Source organism: uncultured Gilvimarinus sp., assembly GCF_963972205.1.
GTDB lineage: Bacteria > Pseudomonadota > Gammaproteobacteria > Pseudomonadales > Cellvibrionaceae > Gilvimarinus > Gilvimarinus japonicus.
On the sequence record NZ_CAXAUC010000006.1, the window covers coordinates 176,815 to 202,441 of the forward strand.

Annotated in this window: 24 protein-coding genes; 8 read left to right on the top strand and 16 right to left on the bottom strand. The window is 50.1% G+C overall.

Annotated features, from left to right (window positions below):
* Window positions 1–50: 50 nt before the first annotated feature.
* From atpG to mnmG, 10 genes are all read right to left on the bottom strand, one after another.
* Window positions 51–914 carry a F0F1 ATP synthase subunit gamma gene (atpG, locus tag AACY82_RS11400; protein WP_339616940.1) on the bottom strand — a complete coding sequence of 288 codons (864 nt, stop codon included), beginning with the start codon at window positions 912–914 and terminating at the stop codon, window positions 51–53.
* Between the two features lie 52 nt (window positions 915–966).
* Window positions 967–2,511 (bottom strand): F0F1 ATP synthase subunit alpha, encoded by a 1,545-nt coding sequence (gene atpA / locus AACY82_RS11405; protein ID WP_339616941.1) that lies wholly within the window; start codon window positions 2,509–2,511, stop codon window positions 967–969.
* 16 nt (window positions 2,512–2,527) lie between these two features.
* A complete protein-coding gene (locus AACY82_RS11410; protein ID WP_339616942.1) occupies window positions 2,528–3,064 on the bottom strand; it encodes a F0F1 ATP synthase subunit delta in 537 nt (178 codons plus the stop codon).
* Window positions 3,065–3,076: 12 nt separating this feature from the next.
* Window positions 3,077–3,547 carry a F0F1 ATP synthase subunit B gene (locus tag AACY82_RS11415; protein WP_339616943.1) on the bottom strand — a complete coding sequence of 157 codons (471 nt, stop codon included), beginning with the start codon at window positions 3,545–3,547 and terminating at the stop codon, window positions 3,077–3,079.
* A gap of 50 nt (window positions 3,548–3,597) precedes the next feature.
* Window positions 3,598–3,834 carry a F0F1 ATP synthase subunit C gene (atpE, locus tag AACY82_RS11420; RefSeq protein ID WP_020208604.1) on the bottom strand — a complete coding sequence of 79 codons (237 nt, stop codon included), beginning with the start codon at window positions 3,832–3,834 and terminating at the stop codon, window positions 3,598–3,600.
* 46 nt (window positions 3,835–3,880) lie between these two features.
* The gene (gene atpB / locus AACY82_RS11425; RefSeq protein WP_339616944.1) at window positions 3,881–4,825 is read right to left on the bottom strand and encodes a F0F1 ATP synthase subunit A; all 945 of its coding nucleotides are present in this window, start codon (window positions 4,823–4,825) and stop codon (window positions 3,881–3,883) included.
* An 831-nt stretch (window positions 4,826–5,656) separates the two neighbouring features.
* On the bottom strand, window positions 5,657–6,556 hold the full coding sequence (locus AACY82_RS11430) for a ParB/RepB/Spo0J family partition protein (protein WP_339616945.1): 900 nt from the start codon (window positions 6,554–6,556) through the stop codon (window positions 5,657–5,659).
* A 31-nt stretch (window positions 6,557–6,587) separates the two neighbouring features.
* Window positions 6,588–7,400, bottom strand: coding sequence for a ParA family protein (locus AACY82_RS11435; RefSeq protein ID WP_339616946.1), 813 nt, complete (start codon window positions 7,398–7,400; stop codon window positions 6,588–6,590).
* Between the two features lie 87 nt (window positions 7,401–7,487).
* Window positions 7,488–8,126 (bottom strand): 16S rRNA (guanine(527)-N(7))-methyltransferase RsmG, encoded by a 639-nt coding sequence (gene rsmG / locus AACY82_RS11440; RefSeq protein WP_339616947.1) that lies wholly within the window; start codon window positions 8,124–8,126, stop codon window positions 7,488–7,490.
* Window positions 8,126–10,021, bottom strand: coding sequence for a tRNA uridine-5-carboxymethylaminomethyl(34) synthesis enzyme MnmG (mnmG, locus tag AACY82_RS11445; protein WP_339616948.1), 1,896 nt, complete (start codon window positions 10,019–10,021; stop codon window positions 8,126–8,128). The genes rsmG and mnmG overlap by 1 nt, the downstream gene beginning before the upstream one ends.
* A 615-nt stretch (window positions 10,022–10,636) precedes the next feature.
* Between mnmG and AACY82_RS11450 the strand changes: the two genes are divergently transcribed.
* Together AACY82_RS11450 and lepB are read left to right on the top strand one after the other, a co-directional pair.
* Window positions 10,637–11,491 carry a fructosamine kinase family protein gene (locus AACY82_RS11450; RefSeq protein WP_339616949.1) on the top strand — a complete coding sequence of 285 codons (855 nt, stop codon included), beginning with the start codon at window positions 10,637–10,639 and terminating at the stop codon, window positions 11,489–11,491.
* Between the two features lie 153 nt (window positions 11,492–11,644).
* Window positions 11,645–12,274, top strand: a complete 630-nt coding sequence (lepB, locus tag AACY82_RS11455) for a signal peptidase I (protein ID WP_339616950.1) — start codon at window positions 11,645–11,647, stop codon at window positions 12,272–12,274.
* A gap of 66 nt (window positions 12,275–12,340) precedes the next feature.
* On the opposite strand, the gene AACY82_RS11460 is transcribed toward lepB, so the two are convergent.
* The 6 genes from AACY82_RS11460 to rpmH form a co-directional block, all read right to left on the bottom strand.
* On the bottom strand, window positions 12,341–12,793 hold the full coding sequence (locus AACY82_RS11460; RefSeq protein WP_339616951.1) for a hypothetical protein: 453 nt from the start codon (window positions 12,791–12,793) through the stop codon (window positions 12,341–12,343).
* A 65-nt stretch (window positions 12,794–12,858) separates the two neighbouring features.
* The gene (gene mnmE, locus AACY82_RS11465; protein ID WP_339616952.1) at window positions 12,859–14,217 is read right to left on the bottom strand and encodes a tRNA uridine-5-carboxymethylaminomethyl(34) synthesis GTPase MnmE; all 1,359 of its coding nucleotides are present in this window, start codon (window positions 14,215–14,217) and stop codon (window positions 12,859–12,861) included.
* A 2-nt stretch (window positions 14,218–14,219) separates the two neighbouring features.
* Entirely contained in the window at window positions 14,220–15,884 is a 1,665-nt protein-coding gene (yidC, locus tag AACY82_RS11470) for a membrane protein insertase YidC (protein WP_339616967.1), read from the bottom strand.
* Between the two features lies 1 nt (window position 15,885).
* Window positions 15,886–16,137: a membrane protein insertion efficiency factor YidD gene (yidD, locus tag AACY82_RS11475; RefSeq protein ID WP_339616953.1), complete on the bottom strand. Its 252-nt coding sequence runs from the start codon at window positions 16,135–16,137 to the stop codon at window positions 15,886–15,888.
* A complete protein-coding gene (rnpA, locus tag AACY82_RS11480) occupies window positions 16,134–16,523 on the bottom strand; it encodes a ribonuclease P protein component (RefSeq protein WP_339616954.1) in 390 nt (129 codons plus the stop codon). The genes yidD and rnpA overlap by 4 nt, the downstream gene beginning before the upstream one ends.
* Before the next feature lie 136 nt (window positions 16,524–16,659).
* Window positions 16,660–16,794 (bottom strand): 50S ribosomal protein L34, encoded by a 135-nt coding sequence (rpmH, locus tag AACY82_RS11485; RefSeq protein WP_339616955.1) that lies wholly within the window; start codon window positions 16,792–16,794, stop codon window positions 16,660–16,662.
* A gap of 387 nt (window positions 16,795–17,181) precedes the next feature.
* Between rpmH and dnaA the strand changes: the two genes are divergently transcribed.
* The 6 genes from dnaA (at window position 17,182) to AACY82_RS11515 (ending at window position 25,467) form a co-directional block, all read left to right on the top strand.
* Window positions 17,182–18,612, top strand: coding sequence for a chromosomal replication initiator protein DnaA (gene dnaA / locus AACY82_RS11490; protein WP_339616956.1), 1,431 nt, complete (start codon window positions 17,182–17,184; stop codon window positions 18,610–18,612).
* Between the two features lie 102 nt (window positions 18,613–18,714).
* A complete protein-coding gene (gene dnaN, locus AACY82_RS11495) occupies window positions 18,715–19,821 on the top strand; it encodes a DNA polymerase III subunit beta (protein WP_339616957.1) in 1,107 nt (368 codons plus the stop codon).
* Between the two features lie 36 nt (window positions 19,822–19,857).
* Window positions 19,858–20,946, top strand: a complete 1,089-nt coding sequence (gene recF, locus AACY82_RS11500; protein WP_339616958.1) for a DNA replication/repair protein RecF — start codon at window positions 19,858–19,860, stop codon at window positions 20,944–20,946.
* A gap of 62 nt (window positions 20,947–21,008) precedes the next feature.
* Entirely contained in the window at window positions 21,009–23,429 is a 2,421-nt protein-coding gene (gyrB, locus tag AACY82_RS11505; protein WP_339616959.1) for a DNA topoisomerase (ATP-hydrolyzing) subunit B, read from the top strand.
* A gap of 152 nt (window positions 23,430–23,581) precedes the next feature.
* Window positions 23,582–24,652: a DUF2157 domain-containing protein gene (locus AACY82_RS11510; RefSeq protein ID WP_339616960.1), complete on the top strand. Its 1,071-nt coding sequence runs from the start codon at window positions 23,582–23,584 to the stop codon at window positions 24,650–24,652.
* Between the two features lie 29 nt (window positions 24,653–24,681).
* Window positions 24,682–25,467, top strand: coding sequence for a DUF4824 family protein (locus AACY82_RS11515; RefSeq protein ID WP_339616961.1), 786 nt, complete (start codon window positions 24,682–24,684; stop codon window positions 25,465–25,467).
* The last annotated feature ends 160 nt before the right edge of the window (window positions 25,468–25,627 follow it).

The following is a 25,627-nucleotide window of genomic DNA, read 5'->3' on the forward strand; positions in this document are numbered from 1 at the left end:
AACGCCTGAAGATTTAAGCTAAAATTCTTTTTGTGTAAGGCCGTCTGTTATCAAGAAACAGCGGCAGCTCCACCCACAATTTCTGAAAGCTCTTGAGTAATCGCCGCTTGACGCGCCTTGTTATACACAAGTTGCAGATCGTCGATCATATCGCCAGCGTTATCGGTGGCGCTCTTCATAGCAATCATACGGGCCGCTTGCTCACACGCGCTATTTTCTACCACTGCTTGATACACTTGCGACTCAATGTAACGAGTCAATAAGCCTTCCAGTAGCTCTTCAGCATCCGGCTCGTACAAGTAATCCCAGTGGTGTTGAAACGCTTCGTCTTCATTTGGCTGCAGTGGCAACAACTGTGTCACTGTGGGGCTTTGAGTCATCGCATTAACAAACTCATTGCTTACCAAGTAAAGTTTATCGAGTTGGTTGTCAGCGTATGAATCTAACATCACCTTAACGCTGCCGATTAAGTCAGCAACCGCAGGAGACTCGCCAATATCTCGCGTGCTGGCGAGAATATTGCCACCAAAACGGTTAAAAAAAGCACTCGCTTTAGCGCCAATTAAACAGAGGTCAACGCTGCAGCCTTGTTCACTGTAACCACGCATAGACTGTAAAGCGGCTTTGAACATATTAGTGTTCAAACCACCACACAAACCGCGATCAGTAGACACCACAATAAAACCAACGCGTTTAATCTCGCGCTGTTCCATAAAGGTGTGCTTGTACTCAGGGTTGGCATTAGCCAAGTGCCCGATCACCGAACGCATCCGTGAGGTATAAGGCTTACCTACCTGCATGCGCTCTTGAGCTTTACGCATTTTACTGGCGGCGACCATTTCCATCGCGCTAGTAATTTTTTGCGTACTCTTGATGCTCGAAATCTGTGTACGAATTTCTTTTGCGCCTGCCATTACTCGGCCCTCAAGATATCTTCAAAGAAGGTGCGCTATGCGCACCTCCAACTTACCAGGTTTGGCTAGACTTAAATTTCTCAACCAAGGCTTTAAATTGTGCTTCCAAATCGCCGTTCCAGTCGCCCGACTTGTTGATGCCATCCATCAACTCACCGTGCTCAGATGCCGCGTAGGCAAGTAAGGCCGATTCAAAATCCAACACTTTCTTGGTTTCGACGTCTTTTAAGTAACCTTCGTTTGCACAGTACAGAACCAAGCCCATTTGCGAAATGCTCATGGGTGAGTATTGCTTCTGCTTCATCAGCTCGGTGACGCGCTCACCGTGCTCTAGCTGAGCTTTAGTGGCTTCATCCAAGTCAGAGGCAAACTGGGCAAATGCCGCCAGTTCGCGATACTGAGCCAGCGCGGTACGAATACCACCGGAGAGCTTTTTGATGATTTTAGACTGAGCCGAGCCACCCACACGAGATACCGAAACACCGGCGTTCATTGCCGGGCGAATGCCCGAGTTGAACATGTCAGCTTCCAAGAAGATCTGACCGTCGGTAATCGAGATAACGTTGGTTGGTACAAACGCCGATACGTCACCACCTTGGGTTTCAATAATAGGCAGGGCGGTCAAAGAACCGGTTTTGCCTTTTACGGCACCGTTGGTTTGTTTTTCTACGTACTCTGGGTTTACCCGAGCTGCGCGCTCTAGCAGACGCGAGTGCAAGTAGAAAACGTCACCAGGGTAAGCTTCACGACCTGGGGGACGACGTAGCAACAATGAGATTTGACGATAAGCCCAAGCTTGCTTGGTCAGGTCATCGTAAATAATCAGAGCATCTTCACCGCGATCACGGTAGTACTCACCAATAGTACAGCCGGCAAACGGTGCCAAAAACTGCATAGAGGCGGGATCAGACGCTGTTGCGGCAACTACAACGGTGTGCTCCATTGCGCCGTGCTCTTCTAATTTGCGCACAACGGCGGCAATAGAAGACGCTTTTTGACCAATGGCAACATAGATACATTTAATACCAGAGTCTTTCTGGTTAATAATGGCATCGACGGCGATAGCAGATTTACCAATCTGACGATCACCAATAATCAGCTCACGCTGACCGCGACCGATCGGTACCATGGCATCGACGGCTTTCAGACCGATTTGTACGGGCTGATCTACCGATTGACGCCAAATAACACCGGGGGCAACTTTTTCAATTGCGTCGGTTTCTTTCGCATCGATAGGACCTTTGCCATCGATAGGGTTACCCAAAGCATCGACTACTCGACCTTCTAACTCGGGGCCTACCGGTACTTCCAAAATACGGCCGGTACATTTACAAGTTTGGCCTTCGGCAATGGTGAAGTAGTCGCCCAAAATAACCGCGCCTACCGAGTCTTGCTCGAGGTTAAGCGCCATACCGTAGACGCCGCCTTCAAACTCGATCATTTCACCGTACATCACGTCCATTAGGCCGTTAATACGAACAATACCGTCAGATACAGATACTACCGTGCCCTGGTTGCTGGACTCGGAAGACACATCGAGCTTCTCGATGCGCTGCTTAATAATCTCGCTAATCTCGGATGGATTCAGCTGCTGCATGCTTTTTTCCTCAATCCTACGAATTGATTGCTTTGGCGAGTTTCTCTAACCGACCGCGCATGGAGCCGTCGATAACTAAATCACCCGCCTTGATAACCACGCCAGCGAGCAGTTGGGAATCAACCGCTGTGCTGACTTTAACTTTGCGCGCCAGTTTGGCACTGAGAGCATCCGCTAGTTTTTGCTGGCTGGTATCATCCAATTCAAAGGCAGTTGTCAGTTCTACATTGACAGCTTGCTCTTGAGCGGTTTTCAGCGCATCAAAAAGGGTGAACACCTCGGGCAACAATGCCAAGCGTTTGTTTTCTGCCAACAGCTCAACAAAGTTTTTAACTTTGGCATCGAGCTCTTCACCACAAATCTCTATGAGAGTATTTGCCTGCTGCTCTGGTGTCAGGGCAGGGGAGGAGACGACGTTTTTTACTTTGTCGTAACCGCTAACAATAGCCAGGGTCTTTAGTTGTGTTGCCCAACTCGCAAGCTCACCATGATCACGGGCAAACGCGAACGCCGCCTTAGCATAGGGTCTTGCGAGGGTAATTAGTTCAGCCACAATTCACCTCGCTTACAAACTGGCAGCCAGTTTATCGATCATGTCTTTGTGCGCAGACTGGTCAACGGAAGACTCAAGCACTTTCTCAGCACCTGCAAAAGCCAGTGTTGCTACTTGTGAACGCAGCTGCTCTTTCGCGCGATTCACTTCTTGCTCCACTTCAGCTTGGGCAGCGGCTTTGATACGACTACCTTCGTCGCGGGCCTGCTCTTTGGCTTCTTCCACAATCTGAGTCGCGCGCTTGTTGGCAGATTCCAGAATGCTGGCAGCTTCAGTCTTAGCGTCACGCAGTGCCTGCTTTGCTTTGTCCTGAGCCAGCTCTAGATCTTTTGTTGCACGATCTGCCGCGGCCAGACCATCGGCAATTTTCTTTTGACGCTCAGCCATGGCCGCAGTAATAAAAGGCCATATATACTTCATGCAAATAAGCACGAAGACAATGAACGTTATGGACTGTCCAATGATGGTTAAATTAAGGTTCACGCCGACACCTCTGTTATGGGAAGTTTCTGTGCGTTAATAACAGCGTTGACTTACGCCAAGCCCGGTACGGTAACGAACAGAATGTACATGGCAATACCCACACCAATCATTGGTACCGCATCAAGCAGACCAGCAATCAAGAACATTTTGCCTTGTAACATTGGAGCCAACTCTGGCTGACGGGCAGAACCTTCCAACAACTTACCGCCCAAAATAGCAAAGCCGATAGCAGTACCCAGTGCGCCCAAGCCAATCAACAGCGCAACAGCAATCAGTGCTAAACCCATGGTATATCTCCTCGATTTTTAAATATAAAAAGTAAAGTGAAAAAAATTAATGCGTAAACTGGTCTTCATCGTCGTTATGAAACGCCATTGCCATATAGACAATGGTTAGCACCATAAACACAAACGCCTGAAGGGTAATCACAATAATATGGAACAGTGCCCAGCCCAATTGCAGCACGCCGGCAAATAGGCCAAGAATCAAACCAGCACCAAACATGGTGGCGATCAGAATAAAGATCATTTCACCGGCATAGAGGTTACCGAACAACCGCAAGCCCAGTGAAATGGGGCGAGCCAGCAAAGTTACCGTCTCAAGCGCAAAGTTAATAAGAATAATCACCGGGGCAATAATCAAACCCAAGCCTTTAGTAGGGGGGTGAAATGGGTGAAAGGTCAGCTCTTTAACAAAGCCGATAAGGCCTTTTTCCCTGATGCTGAACGCAATCATTAAGAAAAACACGGTAAAGCCCATACCCAACGTCACGTTTGGATCGGTGGTAGGTACAATCTTGAAGTAAAAGTGTGAGTCACCTGCGATCCACGCCGCCAGCTGAGGTATCCAGTCTACCGGCACCAAATCCATGAGGTTCATCATAAATATCCAGACAAATATCGTCAGAGCCAGGGGCGCGACAAAACGGCTGCGATACTGAAAAGCGTCTTTTACGCTTTTATCAATGAACTCAATGATAGCTTCAACAAAGTTGAGCATACCTGTAGGTACACCAGAGTGAGCTTTTTTAGCGCACCAGCGAAACAGCGCTAAAAAGATAACCCCAAGTCCAATCGACCACAGCATAGAGTCCAGGTGAATGGCGTTAAAACCCATGGCCGACATTTCTTCGGGGCAGTGAGCCACCGCCCAGCCGGTTGTCTCTTGCACACTTTTGCCGTCGCAATAGGTACCGGCAGGTAATTTACCGTAGGTCCAGTTGGTCAAGTGGTGCTGGATATATTCGGTGGTCGTAGGTGCGTTACCGTCCGCTGCCATCTGCTATCTCTCAACTTTTGTAGTAAAGCGTATTTGTCGTAAATCGTATGTACTAACCAGTCTTTGACTGGGTATTGCGCTGGCGAACACTCGCCGCAATCACTATCAGCTGCGCTATTTGTGCTGTCACAAACGCGCATAAAAAAACCGGCATGCTAATTGGCACATCCCGGGTAAACACCACCGCAAATAATGCGGCGGTTAGTATTAGTTTGGCTGACTCTGCGCTGTAAAACCGATGGACACTCTGGCTTATGTCCCGTGCGCCACGAACCTGCCCAGCAAACCTGGCAAATACGATTGCCGGCAGCAGACACACGGAAAATCCCCAAAGTAAAGAAATCCCCCACAGCGAATGCCAGCTAAATACGGCTCCGCTTATAGCCATCAGTATCAGCCATAACACCACCAGCCTTTTAAACACTGGGAGTGTGGCAATAACAGCCGATATTTGACGGCGTGCCCTAGGCATCGATTCTCTCTTTTAGTGCCTTGTTACTGCTTTGCTTAGTGAATAAGTAACAGGCATTGGTCGATTTTCGCCGTTAGTAGCTTTACGGCAACTTACAGATCAGCCGCAAAGCCGCCGCATTATAGGGGGTTTGTTACAAGCCTTTCAACAGTAACTGAACCATTCTCGCCCATTTAACACTGTTATGCCCTGAATTTGGGCGAATAGCGGCAAACAAGCGTTAACACTACTTAACTGGTCAGACCAATACCTGTGGATAACCCACAAAATCGAGGGCAAAGCCTAGCAGGGTATTAACAAAAAGTTAAGGTGTACAAATAACCTAGATAACTTAAAAAAACGCCACGAACCGTTACTGGCTATTTGATATGAGCCAAAATACCATCGAGCTCATCGAGGTTGTTATAACTAATCACCAGCTTACCCTTGCCCTTAGCGCCGTGCTGAATGGCCACTCCCGCACCTAAAGTTTCGGATAACTGGTTTTGCAGCCGGGTGATATCGGCCGACACCACCACAGGAGCCACGCCAGAATCTTGATTTTTTTGCTCTTGGATTTTGCGCACCAGCGCTTCGGCCTGACGCACAGTTAAACCTTTGCCGACAATCTGCCGAGCCACTTCGCGCTGCTGCTCGGGTTCAAGCGAGAGTATGGCGCGAGCGTGGCCCATTTCTAAATCGCCATGCTCCAAGAGTTTTTTAACGTCATCATCGAGCGCAATCAGCCGCAGTAGATTGGTCACAGTAGTGCGAGACTTACCCACCGCTTGCGCCACCTCTTGATGGGTTAACTCAAACTCATCCTGCAAACGCTTGAGGGCCATGGCCTCTTCGATAGGGTTAAGATCTTCGCGCTGGATATTTTCAATCAGCGCCATGGCGATGGCGGCTTCGTCGGGTACATCGCGTACCACCGCCGGTATTTTATCTAGCCCGGCCAACTGGGTAGCGCGCCAACGGCGCTCGCCGGCAATAATTTCGTATTTGTCTTCGCCAATTAGCCGCACCACGATGGGCTGCATAACACCCTGAGCGCGGATAGAATCGGCTAACTCTTCGAGCGCTTCTGGGTGCATATCGCGGCGTGGCTGATACTTGCCCCGGGAAATTAGCTCGACTGGCAAACGCATTAACTTGCCATCAAGTGCCTCGCGAACCTCATCGGTGGTTATCTCATCAGCGTCAGCGGGTGGAATTGTCACGCCTGCGCCCAACAGAGCATCCAGTCCCTTGCCCAAACCTTTTCGTTTTCCTGCCATAGGTCAAACCCGTATTACCACTGAGCGATGCTTATTGCGTCACCGAAGAGTTAAGAGAATCGTCGCTTGCCGCTGCAGAGAGCTCATTGCGTCGAATAATTTCACCTGCCAGCGCGAGGTAAGAAATAGCGCCTTTGGATTGTCGATCGTACACCATCACCGGCTGCCCATAGCTGGGCGCCTCTGCCAAGCGCACATTACGCGGAATGCAGGTGCGATACACTCGGTCGCCAAAGTGTTGATGTAATTGCGCCGAGACATCGTTGGTTAAACTATTGCGCGGGTCGTACATGGTGCGCAAAATTCCTTCGATTTTTAACGCAGGGTTCAGCACGTCGTGTATTTGGTTGATGGTACCCACCAACGCCGACAGCCCCTCTAGCGCGTAGTACTCACACTGCATAGGGATAATCACGCCATGACAAGCGGCTAACGCGTTAAGTGTCAGCATGTTCAACGATGGCGGACAGTCGATTAAGATATAATCAAACTGGCCCATCACACCGGAGAGCGCTTTATCGAGCCGACGCTCTTTGTTGGGCAGGGACAGCATTTCGACTTCGGCGGCCGTTAAATCGCCGTTGGCTGGCAGCACCTGAAAATTGCCTGAGTCCGACAACACCAAGCACTCGGCGATAGCCGCGCGATCGGTCAAGACGTCGTAAATGGTTAGCTCTAGCGCCGACTTATCCACACCGCTGCCCATAGTGGCATTGCCCTGCGGGTCGAGATCTACCAACAACACGCGTTTTTTGGTAGCGACCAGCGAGGCGGCCAGATTCACGCAGGTGGTGGTTTTACCCACTCCACCTTTTTGATTGGCAACAGCGTAGATCTTAGTCAAGTCGTTATCCTTTTGATTTAGCCTTTTGATTTGGCGAGGCGCTTATTGTGTGGCAGTTGCCGCGTGCGGGCAAGCCGAGTGCGCGATTTAAACCGCGCGATCGAGTATCAGCAAGTGGCGCTCGCCCGCTTCGCCCGGTACCCGCAAGTCGATACGCTCAACAAGCTGGTAGCGATCGGCAATCTCGGCCAACTCCCCCTTGGGAAACTGGCCCTTCATGGCGTAAAACTTTCCACCGGCCGCTAGCAAGTGTTGGCACCAGCCAGTCATATCCGCCAAGCTGGCAAACGCACGACTAATCACGCCATCAAACAACTGAGTAGGCTCCAAGGCCTCAACCCGGCCATTCTCCACCGTCACGTTATGCAACCCAAGCAAGGTTTTAACGTGAAAAATAAACCGGGTTTTTTTGCCATTGCTGTCGAGCAAGGTGAATTGCCGCTCAGGGTAACAAATTGCCAAAGGGATGCCTGGTAAGCCACCGCCGGTTCCCACATCAATAATCCGCTGACCGGCAACATGCGGCACAACGGCCAAAGAGTCCAGCAAATGCCGCACAATCATATCGTCAATATTGCGCACCGCCGATAAATTATAGGCGCGATTCCACTTGGCAAACTCGGTAATATAATCCAGCAATTGCTCGACCTTTGAATCTTCCAGTGCCAACCCCAAGGTCTTAATACCGGCACACAACTGGCGCCGGTGTTGCTCACGACTTGCCATTAACTCGCCTTAGCTTGCTCGCGCTTGAGTAAGCCGCGTTTTTTTAGATAAACCAACAGCAGTGACACCGCCGCTGGCGTCACCCCGGGAATGCGTTGGGCCCGGGCCAGAGTTTCAGGTCGCGCATCGCTGAGCTTTTGCTTAACCTCGTTGGACAACCCCTCCACCGCAGTAAAATCAAACTCGTCCGGAAACCGGGTATTCTCGTGGGCGCGCAAACGGTCGATTTCTTCTTGCTGGCGGCTGATGTAACCCGAGTATTTAGCGTCAATTTCGATCTGCTCAGCCACCGCCTCGGCCACCTCGACGTTCCCCGCGAGCCCGGCAATATCGCCATAGTTCAGTTCGGGGCGCTTGAGCAAATCAAACAAGCTGTACTCGCGGGTGAGGTTAGAGCGCACTTTGCCCTCTAGCTGTTGCGCCGCATCGGAGCCCGCTTGCACCCAGGTATCTTTCAGACGCTGGCGCTCAAGCGTTACCGCTTCGCGCTTATCGCAAAATGCTTTCCAGTGGTCGTCATCGATCAAGCCCAGCTCTCGGCCGGTCTCGGTTAAACGCATATCGGCGTTATCTTCGCGCAGCAGCAGACGGTATTCGGCGCGGCTGGTAAACATGCGATAGGGCTCGCGGGTGCCCATGGTAATTAAGTCATCCACCAACACCCCGACGTAAGCCTCATCGCGGCGCGGGCACCAAGCCTCTTGCTCGCGGGCGCGGCGCGCGGCGTTTAACCCGGCCAATAGCCCTTGGGCCCCGGCTTCTTCGTAGCCGGTCGTGCCGTTAATTTGGCCGGCAAAATACAAACCGCCAATCACTTTGGTCTCCAGCGAGTATTTTAAGTCCTGTGGATTAAAATAGTCGTATTCGATGGCGTAACCGGGGCGCATGATATGGGCGTTTTCAAAGCCCTTAATTGAGCGCACCAGATTCATTTGCACATCAAATGGCAAGCTGGTGGAGATCCCGTTGGGGTAGAGCTCGTGAGTTGTCAGCCCCTCGGGTTCGATAAATATCTGATGACTGGGCTTGTCGGCAAAGCGATGAATTTTATCTTCAATCGACGGGCAGTAGCGGGGCCCGATACCTTCGATCACCCCGGAATACATCGGCGAGCGATCTAAGCCGCCGCGAATAATCTCGTGGGTTTTCTCATTGGTGTGGGTAATCCAACAGCATACCTGCTTGGGCTGCATGTCGCGATTGCCGCGCACCGACATTACCGGCCGCGGCTCATCTCCCCACTGTTCTTGCAACTCGCTAAAATCGACCGTTTTAGCGTCGATGCGCGGCGGCGTACCGGTCTTTAGCCGGTCGACACGAAGTGGATACTCGCGCAAACGTTGCGATAACGCTTGCGCCGGCGGATCGCCAGCGCGCCCACCACTGTGGTTTTGCATTCCAATGTGGATTAATCCGCCCAAAAACGTCCCAGTGGTTAGTACTACCTGATCGGCAAAAAACTTCAGGCCCATCTGGGTCACAGCGCCACGAACTTGGTCTTGCTCTACAATCAGGTCATCGACGCCTTGCTGAAAAATCCATAAATTAGGTTGGTTTTCCAGGGTTTGCCGAATCGCGGCTTTGTACAACACGCGGTCGGCTTGCGCGCGAGTCGCGCGGACAGCGGGGCCTTTGCGAGCATTGAGTACCCGAAACTGAATACCACCGGCATCTGTAGCTAGGGCCATTGCCCCACCCAACGCATCAATTTCTTTCACTAGGTGACTTTTGCCAATCCCACCAATAGCCGGATTGCACGACATCTGCCCCAGAGTTTCGATGTTGTGCGTCAACAACAGGGTGCGACATCCCATTCGCGCTGAAGCAAGACAAGCTTCAGTGCCAGCGTGACCACCGCCGACAACAATAACGTCAAAACGCTCAGGAAAGTTCATCAAAGGCCTCTTGGCTGCCGTATGTGAAAAAGGGCGAGCATTATAGAGTGCTTAGCTCGGTTGTACAAAACATGTTCAATCTTTAAGCGAAAGATATTTAAGTTATTAAATTAATTAAATAGTTATTTATATATAGATATATGTATAAAGGATTAAAGTTATAGTAATAATTAGGCACAGAGAAATCAGTGGAAAACCTAAAATTCTCTATATAAATCAAAGGGCTAAAGCAATAACAACCACCGTTAACCACTGCTGATAAACTGACAAAACAGCGTTATTAAGCTGGGTATGAAACAGCGACTTATCCACCGAAATAGGATTCTTCGAGTTATCCCCAAATCGCTCTCCAGCTTTTTCCTGATTGCTACACAGGGTTTTCCCAGTTAATGATGAAAAAACAATCAAAAGCATCGTAAAAACAATCAGTTATGGGATAAACCTGTGAACAAATGTGGATAACACTCGTAAGTTAGCTTTTTGCCGGCCTCGCAACTGTGGGTAACTTTATCCAATCGTGATGGATAACTCACTGGTTGACGTTAAAATTGCCTTTAATGGCGTGTGTAAATGGTAATGTCTTACTCACAATTTTTTTAAAAAAAGGTGTTAGGGGTGATAAATACTGCGTTATTTACCGCGATTAGCGAGCATTTTGGCTTGTCGTTATCGGCGGATGCGCCGATAAGCGTTGCCGGTGGTGACATTAATGAGTGTGTAGAGGTTAAAAGTAGCGATGGAACCCGCTATTTTATTAAGCTTAATAAAGAGTCTGAGTTGCTTGCGTGTGAGGCAAGCAACCTAAATTTAATGACGAGTGCGAGTGCTATAACCCCGAAGGTTGTGGGGTTTGCCAGGCTGAATAACGTGGGGGTTTTGGTCTTACAGCACGTAGCGTTAAGTGCTAGCGGGGACGAGCAAGCGCTGGGGCGCCAGCTAGCCCATTTGCACCAGTCAACGAGCGATCAGTACGGTTTGGGATACAACAACTATATAGGACGGACCCTGCAGCGCAATGGTTGGCACTCTAACTGGGCCCAGTTTTGGTGGGATTGCCGGTTGGCCCCTCAAGTGCTAATGGCCGAGCGTGCCGGTTTTAATTTGGGGATAGACGCTCCGCGACTCAAGGTGCTGAGTGACAATTTATTGCTCGAGCACAACCCGCCTGCCTCTTTATTACACGGTGATTTGTGGGGGGGCAACAAGGGTTACCTAACGGACGGTCGACCGGTGTTATTTGACCCCGCCAGTTACTACGGTGATCGCGAAGCAGACTTGGCATTTACGTTGGTGTTTGGCGGGTTTGGTCACGAGTTTTATCGCAGTTATAAAGAGGTGTGGCCACTGCCTGCGCGGTGGCAAGCGCGTGAATCGCTCTATAATTTGTATCACTTGTTAAATCATCTAAATTTATTCGGCAGTAGCTATCTGGGCTCGGTGCACTCGGCGATAAAAAGTTTACAGGGGTAAAGGTTGCGTAACGGTTTGCTTTTTATGCGCTTCCAATAAGAGCAGTAAGCGATTGAGCACGTTAGGGGCAAACGTTAAGGCTGTATTAAGATTGAACCAACCATGTGCATAGGCGCCTAAAAGCTTGTTGTTCACACTGACAAGGACCTTACTATGCGCTGCAACCGTCTTCGTAAAACCATTAAAAACTACGCCTCGCTGTTGTTAATGTTACTGGCTATGACGGTATTTCGTACCGCCGTGGCCGATTGGAACTACGTACCTTCGGGCTCGATGGAGCCCACCATAACCCCCGGTGATGTGCTGGTGGTGAGTAAGTTGAGTTATGGTCCCTCGGTACCTTTTACCTCTAGCCGGCTGTTCAGTATCGGCGAGCCACAACGCGGGGATATTATTACCTTTTATCCGTCTCATACCGATCAGTGCCTGGTAAAACGCGTTGTCGGTGTGCCAGGGGATCGACTGCGCATTCAGGGACGAGACCTGTGGATAAATGGCAAAAAGCTCCAGCAAACGGCGCTGTCAGACAATCTGTTACAAGAGTCGAGCGGGATTAAGCCCCATAAAATCAAGATCAGCGGCTCTCGTGGTTTGCCGACTATTGAAGGCGAAATACGAGTGCCTGAGGGGCAGTATTTTGTGATGGGGGATCATCGCAACAACAGCTACGACTCTCGTTATTGGGGCTTTGTGGATCAATCTCAGGTGGTGGGAAAGGTCGTCAGGATCGGTTTGTCGTTTTCACCGCAGTTTGCCGAGCGGTTAGCCTTGGCAGTGGATTAACTTTGTGAGTCTCACGGTGAAGTGACCACACTTTTAGCGGTCACTTGCCCGTTAACCCTGTTTACACTAGTTCGATGCGGCTTCTACCGTTTTGCAAAAGTGATCCACAATTGCGTCGAGTGGCGAGCTAACACCGCCAGAGGTGGAGTAGCTTAATGAAAGCTTTAAATCATCAGTGTTTTGTAAAAAGCTTATATTCAGCGGGGCTGTTTTTCCGTCACCGTAGCTCACGGTCTGCGAAGCGCTGATAATCCCCAATTCTTTATCGACAGAGTTAATGTTCCAGCCGTCATTAGCCGTAAATTGGGCCACACGGCTCATCGCGGCTTTTTGTTCTACCCCCTTAATATGAGCGTAGGTTTTATAGGTACGGCCAGATAAAAAGCTTCCTGTGTATGAAAAGTTTTGTGCGCACTCTCTCGGGTCGTCGATGTCGGGTTTTACCGGCGTTGTGCCGCCACAGCCAACCAGTAGGCCGGCGCATAAAAGGGTCGAAGTTAACAGGGAGTGGTGTTTCATAAAGTCATCCTTGAGTGGTTAGAGGTTTTATTAAGTTGTGGTGAATAGTACGCGAATTAGAAGCGTTACTTGCCGATGCAAAAGCTAGAGAAAATTCTACCTAGTAGGTCATCCGGTGTGAACTCACCGGTGATTTCAGACAGTTGATTTTGCGCCTCGCGTAAATCCTCGGCCAGTAACTCGCCGGCGGCGTGTAAGGTGAGCTGCTCAGCGCCTTGGGTTAGGCAGCTAGCGGCGGCGGCCAGTGCGTCTAAGTGGCGCTGTCTGGCCGTAAAGGTGCCTTCGGTGGTGCTTTGGTAGCCCATACAGGACTTTAAGTGGGCTTTTAGGTGATCGATCCCTATGCCGGTTTTGGCACTGATACGCACTGAGTTTTGTGGCAGTTGTGCTTCATCTATTAAATCGACTTTGTTGTACACCACACTGACTTTATTGGAGTGTTGCAGCCGGTCGGTAAACTCTGGCCAGACGTTCTCGGGTTGCCAGTCGGGGTGATCCAACGCTTCTTGCGCATCGATTAACAAAATAATGCGATCGGCTTGATTAATCTCGGCCCAGGCCCGCTCGATACCGATTTTTTCTACCGCATCGGAGGCGTCGCGCAGGCCTGCGGTGTCGATAATATGCAACGGCATACCGTCGATATGAATATGCTCTTTGAGGACGTCGCGGGTGGTGCCGGCAATCTCGGTGACGATGGCGCTCTCGCGCTCGACTAAAGCGTTTAGCAAGCTCGACTTACCGGCATTGGGCTTACCGGCGATCACCACGCGCATACCGTCACGCACCAGTTGCCCTTGGCGCGCCCTGATAATCAGCGCATCAAGCTCGGCGACAATAGTGTTTAGGTCGGCGTGGACTTTGCCGTCGCTGAGAAAATCGATCTCTTCTTCGGGGAAGTCGATCGCGGCCTCAACGTAGATACGCAGCGCGATGAGCGATTCAACCAGGGCGTGAACCTGATCTGAGAAGACGCCTTGCAGCGAGCTTAGGGCGTTGCGTGCGGCTTGCTCAGAGCTTGCTTCAATTAGGTCGGCGATGGCTTCGGCCTGGGCAAGATCGAGCTTGTCGTTTAAAAAAGCGCGCTCAGAAAATTCTCCGGGCCTGGCCATCCGCGCGCCGTGGTGTTTTACAGCCTCCAGCAGCAAGCCCATAACCACTGGCCCACCGTGGCCTTGCAGCTCTAAAACGTCTTCACCGGTAAAGGAATGGGGCCCTGGGAAGTAGAGGGCAATGCCTTGGTCTATCTCGCGTTTTTGGGCGTCGATAAAGGGCAGGTAATGCGCGTGTCGAGGGGACAGGGTATGGCCGGTTAGGGCGCTGGCTATTTTTGCTGCACCCGGCCCGGAGACCCGGACAATACCGACACCGCCGCGCCCCGGGGCAGTGGCGATGGCGGCAATAGTGTCGTTACTGGTGTGCATGGTTAGCTTTTAACCGTGTCCTCTTTTTCGATCTGTTTGGTGATGTACATTTGTTGCAAGAACGACAGAGTGTTGTTGGTTACCCAGTAAAGTACCAAGCCTGCGGGGAACCAGAGGAACATAGCGGTAAATACCACAGGCATAAACTGCATGATCTTGGCTTGCATTGGATCGGGCGGTGTCGGGCTCAAGCGCATGGTGAGCCACATGGTAAAGCCCATTAATAAGGGCAATACAAAGATGGGATCTTTAACCGAAAGGTCCGGTATCCACAAAAACGGCGTGTGACGTAACTCGACCGACTCCATCAGTACCCAGTAAAGTGAAAGGAATACCGGCATCTGTACCAGCATGGGTAAGCAGCCACCCAAAGGGTTCACTTTTTCGGTTTTGTAGAGCTTCATGGTCTCTTGCGACATTTTTTGTCGGTCGTCACCGTAACGCTCTTTTAGCTCCTTCATTTTAGGGGCAAGCTTGCGCATCCGAGCCATAGACCGGTAACTGGTGGCGCTTAGCTTAAAGAAGAATGCTTTAATTATAATTGTCACGGCAATAATTGCTAAACCCCAATTACCGATTATTCCGTGTATATAGTCCAAAACCGCGAACAGGGGCTTGGCTAACCACCAGAGCCAACCGTAATCGACAGTTAGGTCTAAGTAGGTGGAAATCTCTTCAAGCTTGGTGGTGTTTTTAGGGCCCGCATAAAACTCCGAGTGGATTTCACCTTGGCTTTGTGCCGCTACGGTTACCGCTTCGCTGGTAAAGCCCATTAGGTATAAATCGTTGTTCCCTTGCTGACGCAAAAAGAAGTTGTTTTGCGACTCGGCGTTAGGTATCCAGGCGCTAATAAAGTAGTGCTGTACCATCGATACCCAACCACCCTGGATTTGTGTGGTAAAAGTTTTATCTTGCAGGTCATCAAAATCAAACTTTTTATAACGCTCATCGTTGGTGGTCAGCGCGGCCCCCACAAATGGCTTCATCCCGATCCCGGTATCAGAGTTGGGTTCGTGGCTATCGCGTTTAATTTGGCCGTATAAACTTGCCTGCCAAGGGGCAGCACTGTTGTTGTCTATTAAGTAATCGACATCGACACGGTATTCACCCCGGTGAAAGGTAAAGCGCTTAGTGATAGTGACATCGTTTTGCGTGAGCGTTAGGTCGACTTCTAAACTGTCTTGACCTTCTTGTAGCTCATATTGAGTGGCGGCGGTGGTAAATGTGGGGCGTCCTTTGGCGCTATCGGTACCGTTTTTACCGACCAAACCGCTCTGCACTGTATAAGTGTGGCCAGCGGTGCTGTGGATTAACACAAAAGGCTGGTTAGGTGTGTCGATGTGGGCGTAGTGGCGGGGCAGTGCCACTCGGGTGATATCACCGCCACGGGTGTCGATACTCACCTCTAGGGAGTCGGTGACAACACTGATGGCTTGTTGGCTAGCCACCGGTTGCTCGCTAACAGCGTCACCTTTAGGTGGCGTTAGGCTTGGAACATCACCTGTGTTATCGCTGACGCCTGTAGGAATAGAGCTGTCAGCATTGGCGCTGGTCGCAGCTACGGGCTCGGTGGGAACGAGTGATTGTTGATAGTCGTCCCAACGCATTATCAGCATAATGACGACGGCGGCCATAGCCGCCAGTAACAAGTTCTTTTGCCAATCCATCTTAATCTTTGCCATTTGTAGTCTGCGATTGAGTTAGGTTGTTGTCTGGTATTGGATCAAAACCACCGGGGTGCCAAGGGTGGCATTTTAAAAGGCGGAGTAGGGTTAGATAAACCCCTTTAATAAACCCAAACCGATTAATAGCCTCTTCGCTGTAATGCGAGCAGGTGGGATAAAAGCGGCACTGATTGCCTACCCAAGGGCTTAATAGGTAGCGGTAAGCGTGAATTAGCTTAATCGCTAACCAGCTCACGGGGTATCGTCCTGCGGTTGTGCCGCCGCTTGATCTCGTTTGCGGGCGATTCGTTGCCACTGTTTGCTCAGCATTTTCTCGATGCTGCTGCCGTCGCATTCATCCAGCCCTCGGCGAGCCAGTACAATAACATCTAAGCCCTGCAATTGTTGCTGGTGCATACGAAAACTTTCGCGAATCCGGCGTTTAACGTAGTTGCGGTTTACGGCTAGACGAATGTTCTTTTTAGCGATAATTAAACCAAGGCGTGCGTGATCTAGGCCATTTGCTCGGGATAGTATTAATAGGTGTTGCTGCGAGGCGCGAAAAGGGGCATTGGCAAACACCACCTGAAAGTCGGTGGACTTCAGAAGTCGCAGGGCTTTGGGGAAAGCGTAGCTGCTCACAGGTTATTGCCTCAAGCGGTAATAAGTAGATAGGCACAAACAGCAAAGGGCACCGCTATAAGTTTTTGCAAGATAAATAGAACTCTTACAAAGACTTATAGCGGTGCCCTTTGCGGTCACACGCGTTGCTAAAAGCTTAAACAGCTAAGCTGTTGCGGCCTTTGGCACGACGGCGGGCCAATACGGCACGACCGTTTTTGGTGGCCATACGAGCGCGGAAACCGTGGGTGCGCGCGCGCTTTAATACGCTGGGCTGAAATGTTCTTTTCATGGGGCTAACCTACCGATTACCTTGTTCAAATACTCACACTGGGTGCGAAAAGAGGCGCGATTTTATATAAAACCACCGGTTAAATCAATTGTTATTCGGTCAAATCGCCTGTTTTATGTTCATTTGTAAGTTTGCAGAGCTTGTGGGCAGCTTACAAATAGTTTGTTAACAGGTTTATCCACAGGTTGGTGGGGGCTACGAGGGTGTTCTCGCTAAAGGGGTCAAAGGTTTTTTTGCTTTTTTTATCAATCATCTACTGGGGATAAAAAAACATTTTCTGTTACTGGTAAAAATAATCCATAAGGGGTGTGGATAACTTTGGGTGTGGGCGGTACACTACTCGGCTTTCGCTTATTTAGAATAAATTCAGTTGTTGGGGGTTGTGTTTTGCCGCATTCGGTGTGGAATTATTGTGTGTCCAGTTTGCGTGAGGAGCTTCCCTCGCAGCAGTTTAATACCTGGATACGCCCACTTAAGATAGACGAAGAGGCGGATGCTGACCGACTGCGCTTATTGGCGCCCAATCGTTTTGTTTGCGATTGGGTGTGTGAGAAATTTTTAGCGCGTATTACCGAGCTTGCCAAACATTATCAGGATGGCCCCGAGTTTGCGATTGAGGTCAGCGTCGGCGCGCGCGCCGCGATGCGTCCCGCGAGTTCATCAAGCAATAGCAGCTTTTCTGCGCGCGAGCGGCCAGAGCCACCGGCGCGCCCTTCGGTTTCTCGCTCGGAACCACCGCCACCTCCGCCTAAGGCAGCGCCAGAACCTGCGGCCAATGTAGAGGGAGGGTTAAAGCATAAAGACAACCTTAATCGGGGCTTCTCTTTTAATAGCTTTGTCGAAGGTAAGTCGAATCAGTTGGGGTTGGCTGCGGCCAGGCAGGTATCAGAGAACCCGGGCGGGGCCTACAACCCTCTGTTTATATATGGCGGGGTTGGGCTTGGTAAAACCCACTTGATGCAAGCGGTGGGTAACGCGCTGATTAACAAAAATCCTAACGCCAAGGTTATCTATTTGCACTCTGAGCGCTTTGTCGCTGATATGGTAAAGGCATTACAGCTTAATGCCATCAACGATTTTAAACGGTACTACCGTTCGGTTGATGCTTTGCTTATTGATGATATTCAATTCTTTGCCGGCAAGGAGCGCTCACAAGAGGAGTTCTTTCATACCTTTAACTCCTTGTTAGAAGGTGGGCAACAGATTATTCTGACTTGTGACCGTTACCCTAAAGAGATTAATGGTCTTGAGGAGCGTTTAAAGTCTCGCTTTGGTTGGGGTTTAACGGTAGCGGTCGAGCCACCAGAGCTTGAAATGCGGGTGGCAATCTTAATGAAAAAAGCGGCACAGGTGGCGGTAGATTTACCCCATGATGCGGCCTTTTTTATTGCGCAAAGAATTCGCTCGAACGTAAGAGAGCTAGAGGGTGCGCTTAAGCGCGTGATAGCGAGTGCTCACTTCACTGGGCGGTCGATCGATGTTGAGTTGGTGCGAGAAGCACTAAAAGATCTGCTTGCGCTGCAGGATAAACAAGTCAGTATCGAGAATATCCAGCGCGTGGTGGGTGAGTACTACAAAATTAAAATTGGCGATATGCTCTCTAAGCGTCGCTCGCGCTCGGTAGCGCGGCCGCGCCAGGTGGCAATGGCTTTGGCGAAGCAATTGACCAATCATAGTTTGCCAGAAATTGGCGATGCGTTTGGCGGTCGCGATCACACCACGGTGTTGCACGCTTGTCGCAAAATTAAAGAACTAGAAGAAGAAGACGCGGATATTCGCGAAGATTTAAAAAATCTGTTGCGCTCATTAACGACCTAAAACGTTGGAGCAAAAACGAGCGAACCCAAGGAGTGGCCCGGTTAAATTAACAACCGCGTCGCCAGACATTCAGTAAAATGGACCAGACGAAGAGACCTGCACATGAAACTTGTCGTATCCCGCGAGGCCTTACTAAAACCCCTGCAATTGGTATCTGGTGTGGTAGAGCGTCGCCAGACGCTGCCGGTACTGTCAAATGTATTGCTGGTACTAGAAGGAAGCCGTTTGTCGCTGACAGGTACCGACCTTGAGGTAGAAATTGTCGGCCGTGTCGAGCTTGAAAGCCCCGGTGTCGATGGAGAGATTACAGTGCCGGCGCGTAAGTTTGTGGATATTGTCCGCTCGTTGCCAGATGACGCGAATATCGAGCTGCACGAAGAAGAAGGGCGGGTACTTTTAAAAAGTGGCCGCAGCCGGTTTACTTTGTCGACCCTGCCCGCCACCGACTTTCCCAATGTTGAAGATGGCCCCAGCGATTTGCAGTTTAGTTGCCAGCAGCGGGAGTTAAAACGCTTGATTGAGCGCACCGCCTTTGCCATGGCGCAGCAAGACGTACGCTATTACCTAAACGGTATGTTGTGGGAGGTAAAACAAGATCAGTTGCGGGTTGTGGCGACCGATGGTCACCGCATGGCAATGTGTACCCGCACGCTTGGAGTTAATACTGCGGATACCATACAGTCGATCTTACCCCGTAAAGGGGTGTTGGAATTGTCGCGCTTAATGGGCGAAGTGGATGATTTAGTGGATATCACCCTAAGTGCCAACCACGTTCGTGTTACCTCAGAAGACTACACTTTTACCTCGAAATTGGTGGATGGTAAATTTCCAGATTACGAGCGAGTATTGCCTCGAGGCGGTGATAAAATTGTATTTGGTTCACGCAATGAGCTAAAACAAGCATTTTCTCGCACAGCGATCCTTTCCAATGAGAAGTACCGCGGTGTACGGTTATTGCTAGAGGACGGTCAGCTGACGATTGTTGCCAATAACCCAGAGCAAGAAGAAGCGGAAGAGCAGCTCACGGTGGATTACAGCGGTAGCTCGCTAGAGGTAGGTTTTAATGTCAGTTATCTGACGGATGTAGCCAACGTGATTGATAGTGACACCATTAAGATTACCTTGTCTGATGCCAACAGTAGTGCGCTTCTTGAAGAACCTGTTGATGATGGTGATTCACTCTACGTGGTTATGCCAATGCGCCTGTAAGGGCGCATTGTAGTTTAAAAACACCCCTCTCTTTTTATGTCCCTTAGTCGGCTGATTGTTCAAAACCTCCGTAATTTACTGTCGGTCGATATTGAGCCCTCGCCAGATGTTAATCTTATCTTTGGTAAAAATGGCTCAGGTAAAACCTCCATTCTTGAGGCCATCCACGTATTGTCTTTAGGTCGTTCGTTTCGCGGCCACAAATTTAAAGCTCTGATTAATGAGCACCACCCAGCGATGACGGTATTTGGTCGCGTTGACGATAGTGGTGGCGATGTTCCTATTGGTGTTTCTCGCTCGCGCAGTGGTGATGCGACCTTCAAAGCTCACGGCCAGGCAGTAGGCTCGCTAGCGGAACTCGCCGGCTTACTGCCATTACAGGTAATCAATGCGGATGCGTTTCTGTTGTTGGAGGGTAGTCCTAGCGTTAGGCGGCAGTTTTTGGATTGGTTGGTGTTCCACGTGGAACCAGGCTTCTTTAGCACCTGGAAAGCCGCACAGCGCTGTCTAAAACAACGGAATAGTATCCTACGGCGTGATAGAATAGAGGGTTCAGAACTGCAGGTCTGGGAGCGAGAGCTTGTTGCCGTTAGTGAGCGGATGGCAAGTATGCGTTTGCGAGCCTTTGAAGCATTTAGCGAGGTGTTTCACCAGCTAATTGATGAGTTCGTTATGGCGGAAGGTTTGACCCTGAGCTTATATCGCGGCTGGGAAAAAGACAAAGGCTATGCTGAGGTGTTGTCTGAGGCTTTAGAGCGGGATTCCCGTTTGGGCTTTACCGGTTCGGGGGTTCACCGTTGCGACATTCGAATTCGAATCAAGGGCCATGCTGCCGCCGATGTCCTGTCACGCGGGCAGCAAAAGCTGCTTGTTTGTGCGATGAAGATTACCCAGGGTGTGGTGTTCGCTAAGTTAACTGACCGCCGCTGTATTTATTTAGTGGATGATCTGCCGGCAGAGCTAGACGAAGAGCACCGACAGCTGCTGGTTGATTGGCTGCACAAGCTAGAGACTCAGGTATTTATTACCGGCGTGGAGCAAGAAGCATTGCTTCAACCGTGGCATCAAAAGCCAGATCGTGAGATTAAGCTGTTCCACGTGGAACAAGGTAAGATTGTAGAGTAGGTATAATGCAGCTTGCGCAGGTATAGCGCTGGCTAAACGAATAAATTCGGAGTGTAAGACCTATGTCAGACGATATCCCTAATTACGATTCGTCCAGTATTAAAGTCCTTAAGGGGCTGGATGCCGTTCGCAAGCGCCCAGGCATGTACATTGGTGATACCGATGACGGCACCGGCCTGCATCACATGGTATTTGAAGTGGTGGATAACTCGATCGATGAGGCGCTGGCAGGGCATTGCTCCGAAATCAACGTTGTGATTCACCCGGATGAATCTATCTCGGTCTCAGATAATGGCCGCGGCATTCCTACGGAAATGCACGAAGAGGGGGTATCCGCTGCGGAGGTTATCCTTACGGTATTGCACGCCGGTGGTAAATTTGATGACAACACCTATAAAGTGTCCGGTGGTCTACATGGGGTGGGTGTATCGGTAGTAAACGCGTTATCGGCCGAGTTAAAGCTTACTATTCGCCGCGGCGGCAAGGTTCACGAGCAAACCTACAGTCACGGTGTGCCTCAAGAGCCGTTAGAAGTCGTGGGGGATACCAGTAGCACGGGCACTGAGATCCATTTTAAACCCTCGGCTGAAACCTTTACCAATATCGAGTTTCACTTTGAACTGCTGGCTAAGCGCTTGCGCGAGTTATCGTTTTTGAACTCTGGCGTACGCATTGTTTTAAAAGATGAGCGCAGTGGCAAAGAAGAAACCTATGAATATGAAGGTGGTTTACGGGCGTTTGTGGAGCATCTAAACGTTAATAAAACCCCTATCAATAAAGTTGTACACTTTAATACCACTCGCGATGATGGTATTGCGGTAGAGGTGGCACTGCAGTGGAACGACTCGTTTCAAGAGAATCTGTTTTGCTACACAAACAATATCCCGCAAAGGGACGGTGGCACCCACTTGGCGGGCTTTCGTGCTGCCTTAACGCGCAGCATGAATACCTATATTGAGCGTGAAGGCCTGGCTCAAAAGGCTAAGGTTAGCACCACCGGCGACGACGCCCGCGAAGGTCTAACCGCGATCATCTCGGTAAAAGTACCCGATCCAAAGTTCTCGTCTCAGACCAAAGATAAGCTGGTTTCCTCCGAGGTAAAAACCGCTGTAGAGCAAGAGATGACGCAGAACTTTACCGACTTCTTGCTGGAGAGCCCTCAAGAGGCGAAGGCTATTGTGGGCAAGATGATTGATGCCGCCCGCGCCCGTGAGGCCGCCCGTAAGGCCCGAGAGATGACTCGCCGCAAAGGCGCGCTGGATATCGCAGGCTTGCCGGGTAAGTTGGCGGACTGCCAAGAGAAAGACCCGGCATTATCTGAACTGTACCTAGTGGAGGGTGACTCGGCGGGTGGCTCGGCAAAACAGGGGCGCGCCCGTAAAACACAGGCAATTTTGCCCCTCAAGGGTAAGATTCTAAACGTCGAAAAAGCTCGGTTTGACAAAATGTTGTCATCGGCAGAGGTTGGTACATTGATTACCGCGCTGGGCTGCGGCATTGGCAAAAGCGAGTTTGACCCCGAAAAGCTGCGTTATCACAGTATTATTATCATGACGGATGCGGATGTGGATGGCTCGCACATCCGCACCTTGCTGCTGACCTTTTTCTTTCGCCAAATGCGCGAGCTGATTGAGCGTGGGCACGTTTATATTGCGCAGCCACCGCTGTATAAAATCGCTAAGGGTAAGCAAGAGCAATACCTTAAAGACGAGGCCGCCCGCACGGCGTTTTTGACCCAGGCGGCGCTGGAAAACGCTAGTTTACACGTAAACGCCAACGCCCCTGGTGTAAGTGGCGAGGCATTAGAAGCGCTGGTAAGCGAGTTTCGCATGGTTATGGATACCATCGAGCGTCTATCGCGTTTATACCCCAATGACGTTTTAGAGCAGATGATCTACATGCCTTCACTGAATAGCGACCAGCTAGGTGATCAGGCGCATATGGAAGATTGGTGTGCTCAGCTAGCGAGTCACTTTGTTAACTCCCACCGTGCCGGCAGCGATCGTTATGAAATCAGCGTGCGTGAAGACGATGAGCGCCACCTATTTCTGCCTCATATCGAGATCATCGAACATGGTGTGGCCGCCGAGTACCCCTTTAATCATGAGTTTTTTGCCTCCGGTGAATACCGCTCAATTGTCGCCTTAGGTGAAAAGCTCGAAAGTCTGATTGAAGAGGGTGCTTACGTACAACGTGGCGAGAAAACCTATGAAGTAGAAACCTTCCAAGAGGCGCTAGAGTGGCTTATGAAAGAGGCCACCCGTGGTTACTCTATCCAGCGCTATAAAGGTTTGGGCGAGATGAACCCAGAGCAACTGTGGGACACCACCATGAACCCCGAGACTCGTCGTATGCTCAAAGTAAATATCGCCGATGCCATCGGTGCCGATCAGATATTTACCACGCTAATGGGGGATCATGTTGAACCACGCCGGGAGTTCATCGAGTCTAACGCATTAGCGGTTGCTAACCTGGATGTGTAACCGAGCGTGCTGTTGTTAAGTAAAAGGCCCGTTAGGGCCTTTTTTGTATTATTTTAAGGTTTACGATAAAGAGCCAAAACTCTATTTAACATAATCCATGGTGTATAAATCGGCCGAATCCAGCGATCGCCGTTAATAACAGGGAAGGGTGTATGCACAGCGACAACCGCGCGGTGGCTGAAGGGCGCAAGGAGCAGATCTTAGCCTTTCGGCGAGAGTTACAACAGTTAGAACAACAAGGCGTTCTACAACTTGATACCGAGCAAGCTCAGTCAGTGGCGAGCTTTCACAATCTAACGCTTAAATCCCTTAGTGAGCAGCACGACGTGGATCTGTCACACAGTGCGCGGCAGTTATCCCTGGGGATGCAAGTGGTGTCATTTTTAGGGGCTTGGGCGCTGGCGGCCAGCGTGTTCTTTTTCTTTTATCAGTATTGGGGTTATCTACCCACGCTCGCTCAAGTGTCGGTTTTAGTAGCTGCGCCTTTGCTAACCTTGCTCATCACCTACTGGATTGCACGGATTGATACAGCGCTTTATTTTGCCAAGCTTACCGCGTTAATTAGCTTTGCCTGTTTTGTGATTGATGTTTCCCTGTTGGGCACTCTCTTTAACTTACCGGCCTCGTCGCTTGCCCTAGCTTTATTTTCCGCGTATGCCGCGTTACTGGCTTATGCGCTGAATATTAAATTGTTATTAGCTGTTGCGCTACTGTGTGTGTTTGCATTTATTGGGGCGCAAACAGCAACCTGGAGTGGCGGCTATTGGTTGAGTCTTGGGGATCATCCCGAGAACTTCTTGTTGCCCACTTGTGTAATGTTTTGGCTGCCCAGTGTTATCTCCCAAGTGCGGTACAGTGGTTTTGCCAATATTTACCGTGTTTTATCTTTAGTTGGATTTTTTGTCGCCGTGCTAGTGTTATCTAATTGGGGGCAGTCAAGCTATTTATCGGCATCATCCGCTATGGTTGAGGGCTTATACCAGGTGGTTGGTTTTGGTGTAAGCGGCGCAGTAATTTGGCTGGCTATCCGCAATGGCTGGCAGGCGGTTATGGCAACGGGCAATGTATTCTTTGCGTTATTTTTATTCACCAAGTTTTTCGATTGGTGGTGGGATTGGCTGCCTAAATCGATATTCTTTTTACTGATTGGTCTAACGGCAGTGTTAGCGTTAGTAGTGTTTTCTCGTTTGCGTCGTACCGCGCAGCAGGAGGTAGCCCTATGAAGCGTTTAGTCATAATCGCCGGTACTTTAGTGGTGTTGGTAAACGCTTTTGTTTTGTTGGGCGTGGTTTACAACCGGTTTTGGCTCCAGCCCACTACCCTTGTTTTGCAAGAGCAAGAATTGCGTTTACCCAATAGGGCGAGCCGTTCGGAGAGTGTGGTTGAGCTATCTTTACGCTGGCAGGGGAATCTTGTCGATAGCAACAACTACCACTCATACAGCTACGAGGTGAAGCTGCCTCAGGCGTCTTACACACGAACTGGATTCTCCCCGGCTACCTGTAAAGATGACAAACCAGTGTTTATTAGCGGAGAAGAAAAAGCAGGTTGGGTGTTGTTGGAGCTTAATGGTCCAGCTTACCAGACGCTTAAACAGCAGTATAAAGCCAATGTCGTTAAGCACGAACAAATGGTAGATGAGAATAATTCAGAAGAGAATGTCAAAAGACTTGGCGTGGCAGAGAAAAACTATCAATGGGTTGTACACAGTGGCTCAAGGTTAATTGCGGTAGATGCTTCCTTTGATAAAGCGCTATTACAGCAAAGTGCTAAAAACTTTGAATCACCGACACTAATACTTCCCGTGAGTATTAGGCCCACTCGATCTTGCCGTAAAGCGACTGTACAGGTGAGGCCGAGAAATATAACAAAGCTTTATGTGCCGGCTTCAGAGCGTGCTGTTACTGACGGTTTGAGAGCTGTGCGTCAATATAACGATAAAGTACAAAAGCCGCGCTTTTGGGCGGAAGTAAAAGTTGGTGGCAATGGCAACCGGTGGATTACCAAAATGGGGCGCTGCACCGATCAATGTAACTAGGTTTGTGAGTCACCCGCATTGCGGGTGACTCGACTTGGCTTAATGTTTCGCCAGGCGTTCGGGTGAACTTTTTGTCGGCGTTATTTTAAAGCTTTTTGCTAGACTTATGATCCCTACCACTAATACTGGACACATCGTTAAGCGAGTATAATTTATCGTA

Coding starts and splice junctions, on each gene's coding strand:
- mnmE (WP_339616952.1), bottom strand. CDS start 14,217: ATGCACACCAGTAACGACACTATTGCCGCCATCGCCACTGCCCCGGGG.
- atpE (WP_020208604.1), bottom strand. CDS start 3,834: ATGGGTTTAGCACTGATTGCTGTTGCGCTGTTGATTGGCTTGGGCGCA.
- yidC (WP_339616967.1), bottom strand. CDS start 15,884: ATGGATTGGCAAAAGAACTTGTTACTGGCGGCTATGGCCGCCGTCGTC.
- atpA (WP_339616941.1), bottom strand. CDS start 2,511: ATGCAGCAGCTGAATCCATCCGAGATTAGCGAGATTATTAAGCAGCGC.
- atpB (WP_339616944.1), bottom strand. CDS start 4,825: ATGGCAGCGGACGGTAACGCACCTACGACCACCGAATATATCCAGCAC.
- mnmG (WP_339616948.1), bottom strand. CDS start 10,021: ATGAACTTTCCTGAGCGTTTTGACGTTATTGTTGTCGGCGGTGGTCAC.
- AACY82_RS11460 (WP_339616951.1), bottom strand. CDS start 12,793: ATGAAACACCACTCCCTGTTAACTTCGACCCTTTTATGCGCCGGCCTA.
- dnaN (WP_339616957.1), top strand. CDS start 18,715: ATGAAACTTGTCGTATCCCGCGAGGCCTTACTAAAACCCCTGCAATTG.
- AACY82_RS11430 (WP_339616945.1), bottom strand. CDS start 6,556: ATGGCAGGAAAACGAAAAGGTTTGGGCAAGGGACTGGATGCTCTGTTG.
- gyrB (WP_339616959.1), top strand. CDS start 21,009: ATGTCAGACGATATCCCTAATTACGATTCGTCCAGTATTAAAGTCCTT.
- rsmG (WP_339616947.1), bottom strand. CDS start 8,126: ATGGCAAGTCGTGAGCAACACCGGCGCCAGTTGTGTGCCGGTATTAAG.
- lepB (WP_339616950.1), top strand. CDS start 11,645: ATGCGCTGCAACCGTCTTCGTAAAACCATTAAAAACTACGCCTCGCTG.
- atpG (WP_339616940.1), bottom strand. CDS start 914: ATGGCAGGCGCAAAAGAAATTCGTACACAGATTTCGAGCATCAAGAGT.
- rpmH (WP_339616955.1), bottom strand. CDS start 16,794: ATGAAAAGAACATTTCAGCCCAGCGTATTAAAGCGCGCGCGCACCCAC.
- AACY82_RS11510 (WP_339616960.1), top strand. CDS start 23,582: ATGCACAGCGACAACCGCGCGGTGGCTGAAGGGCGCAAGGAGCAGATC.
- recF (WP_339616958.1), top strand. CDS start 19,858: ATGTCCCTTAGTCGGCTGATTGTTCAAAACCTCCGTAATTTACTGTCG.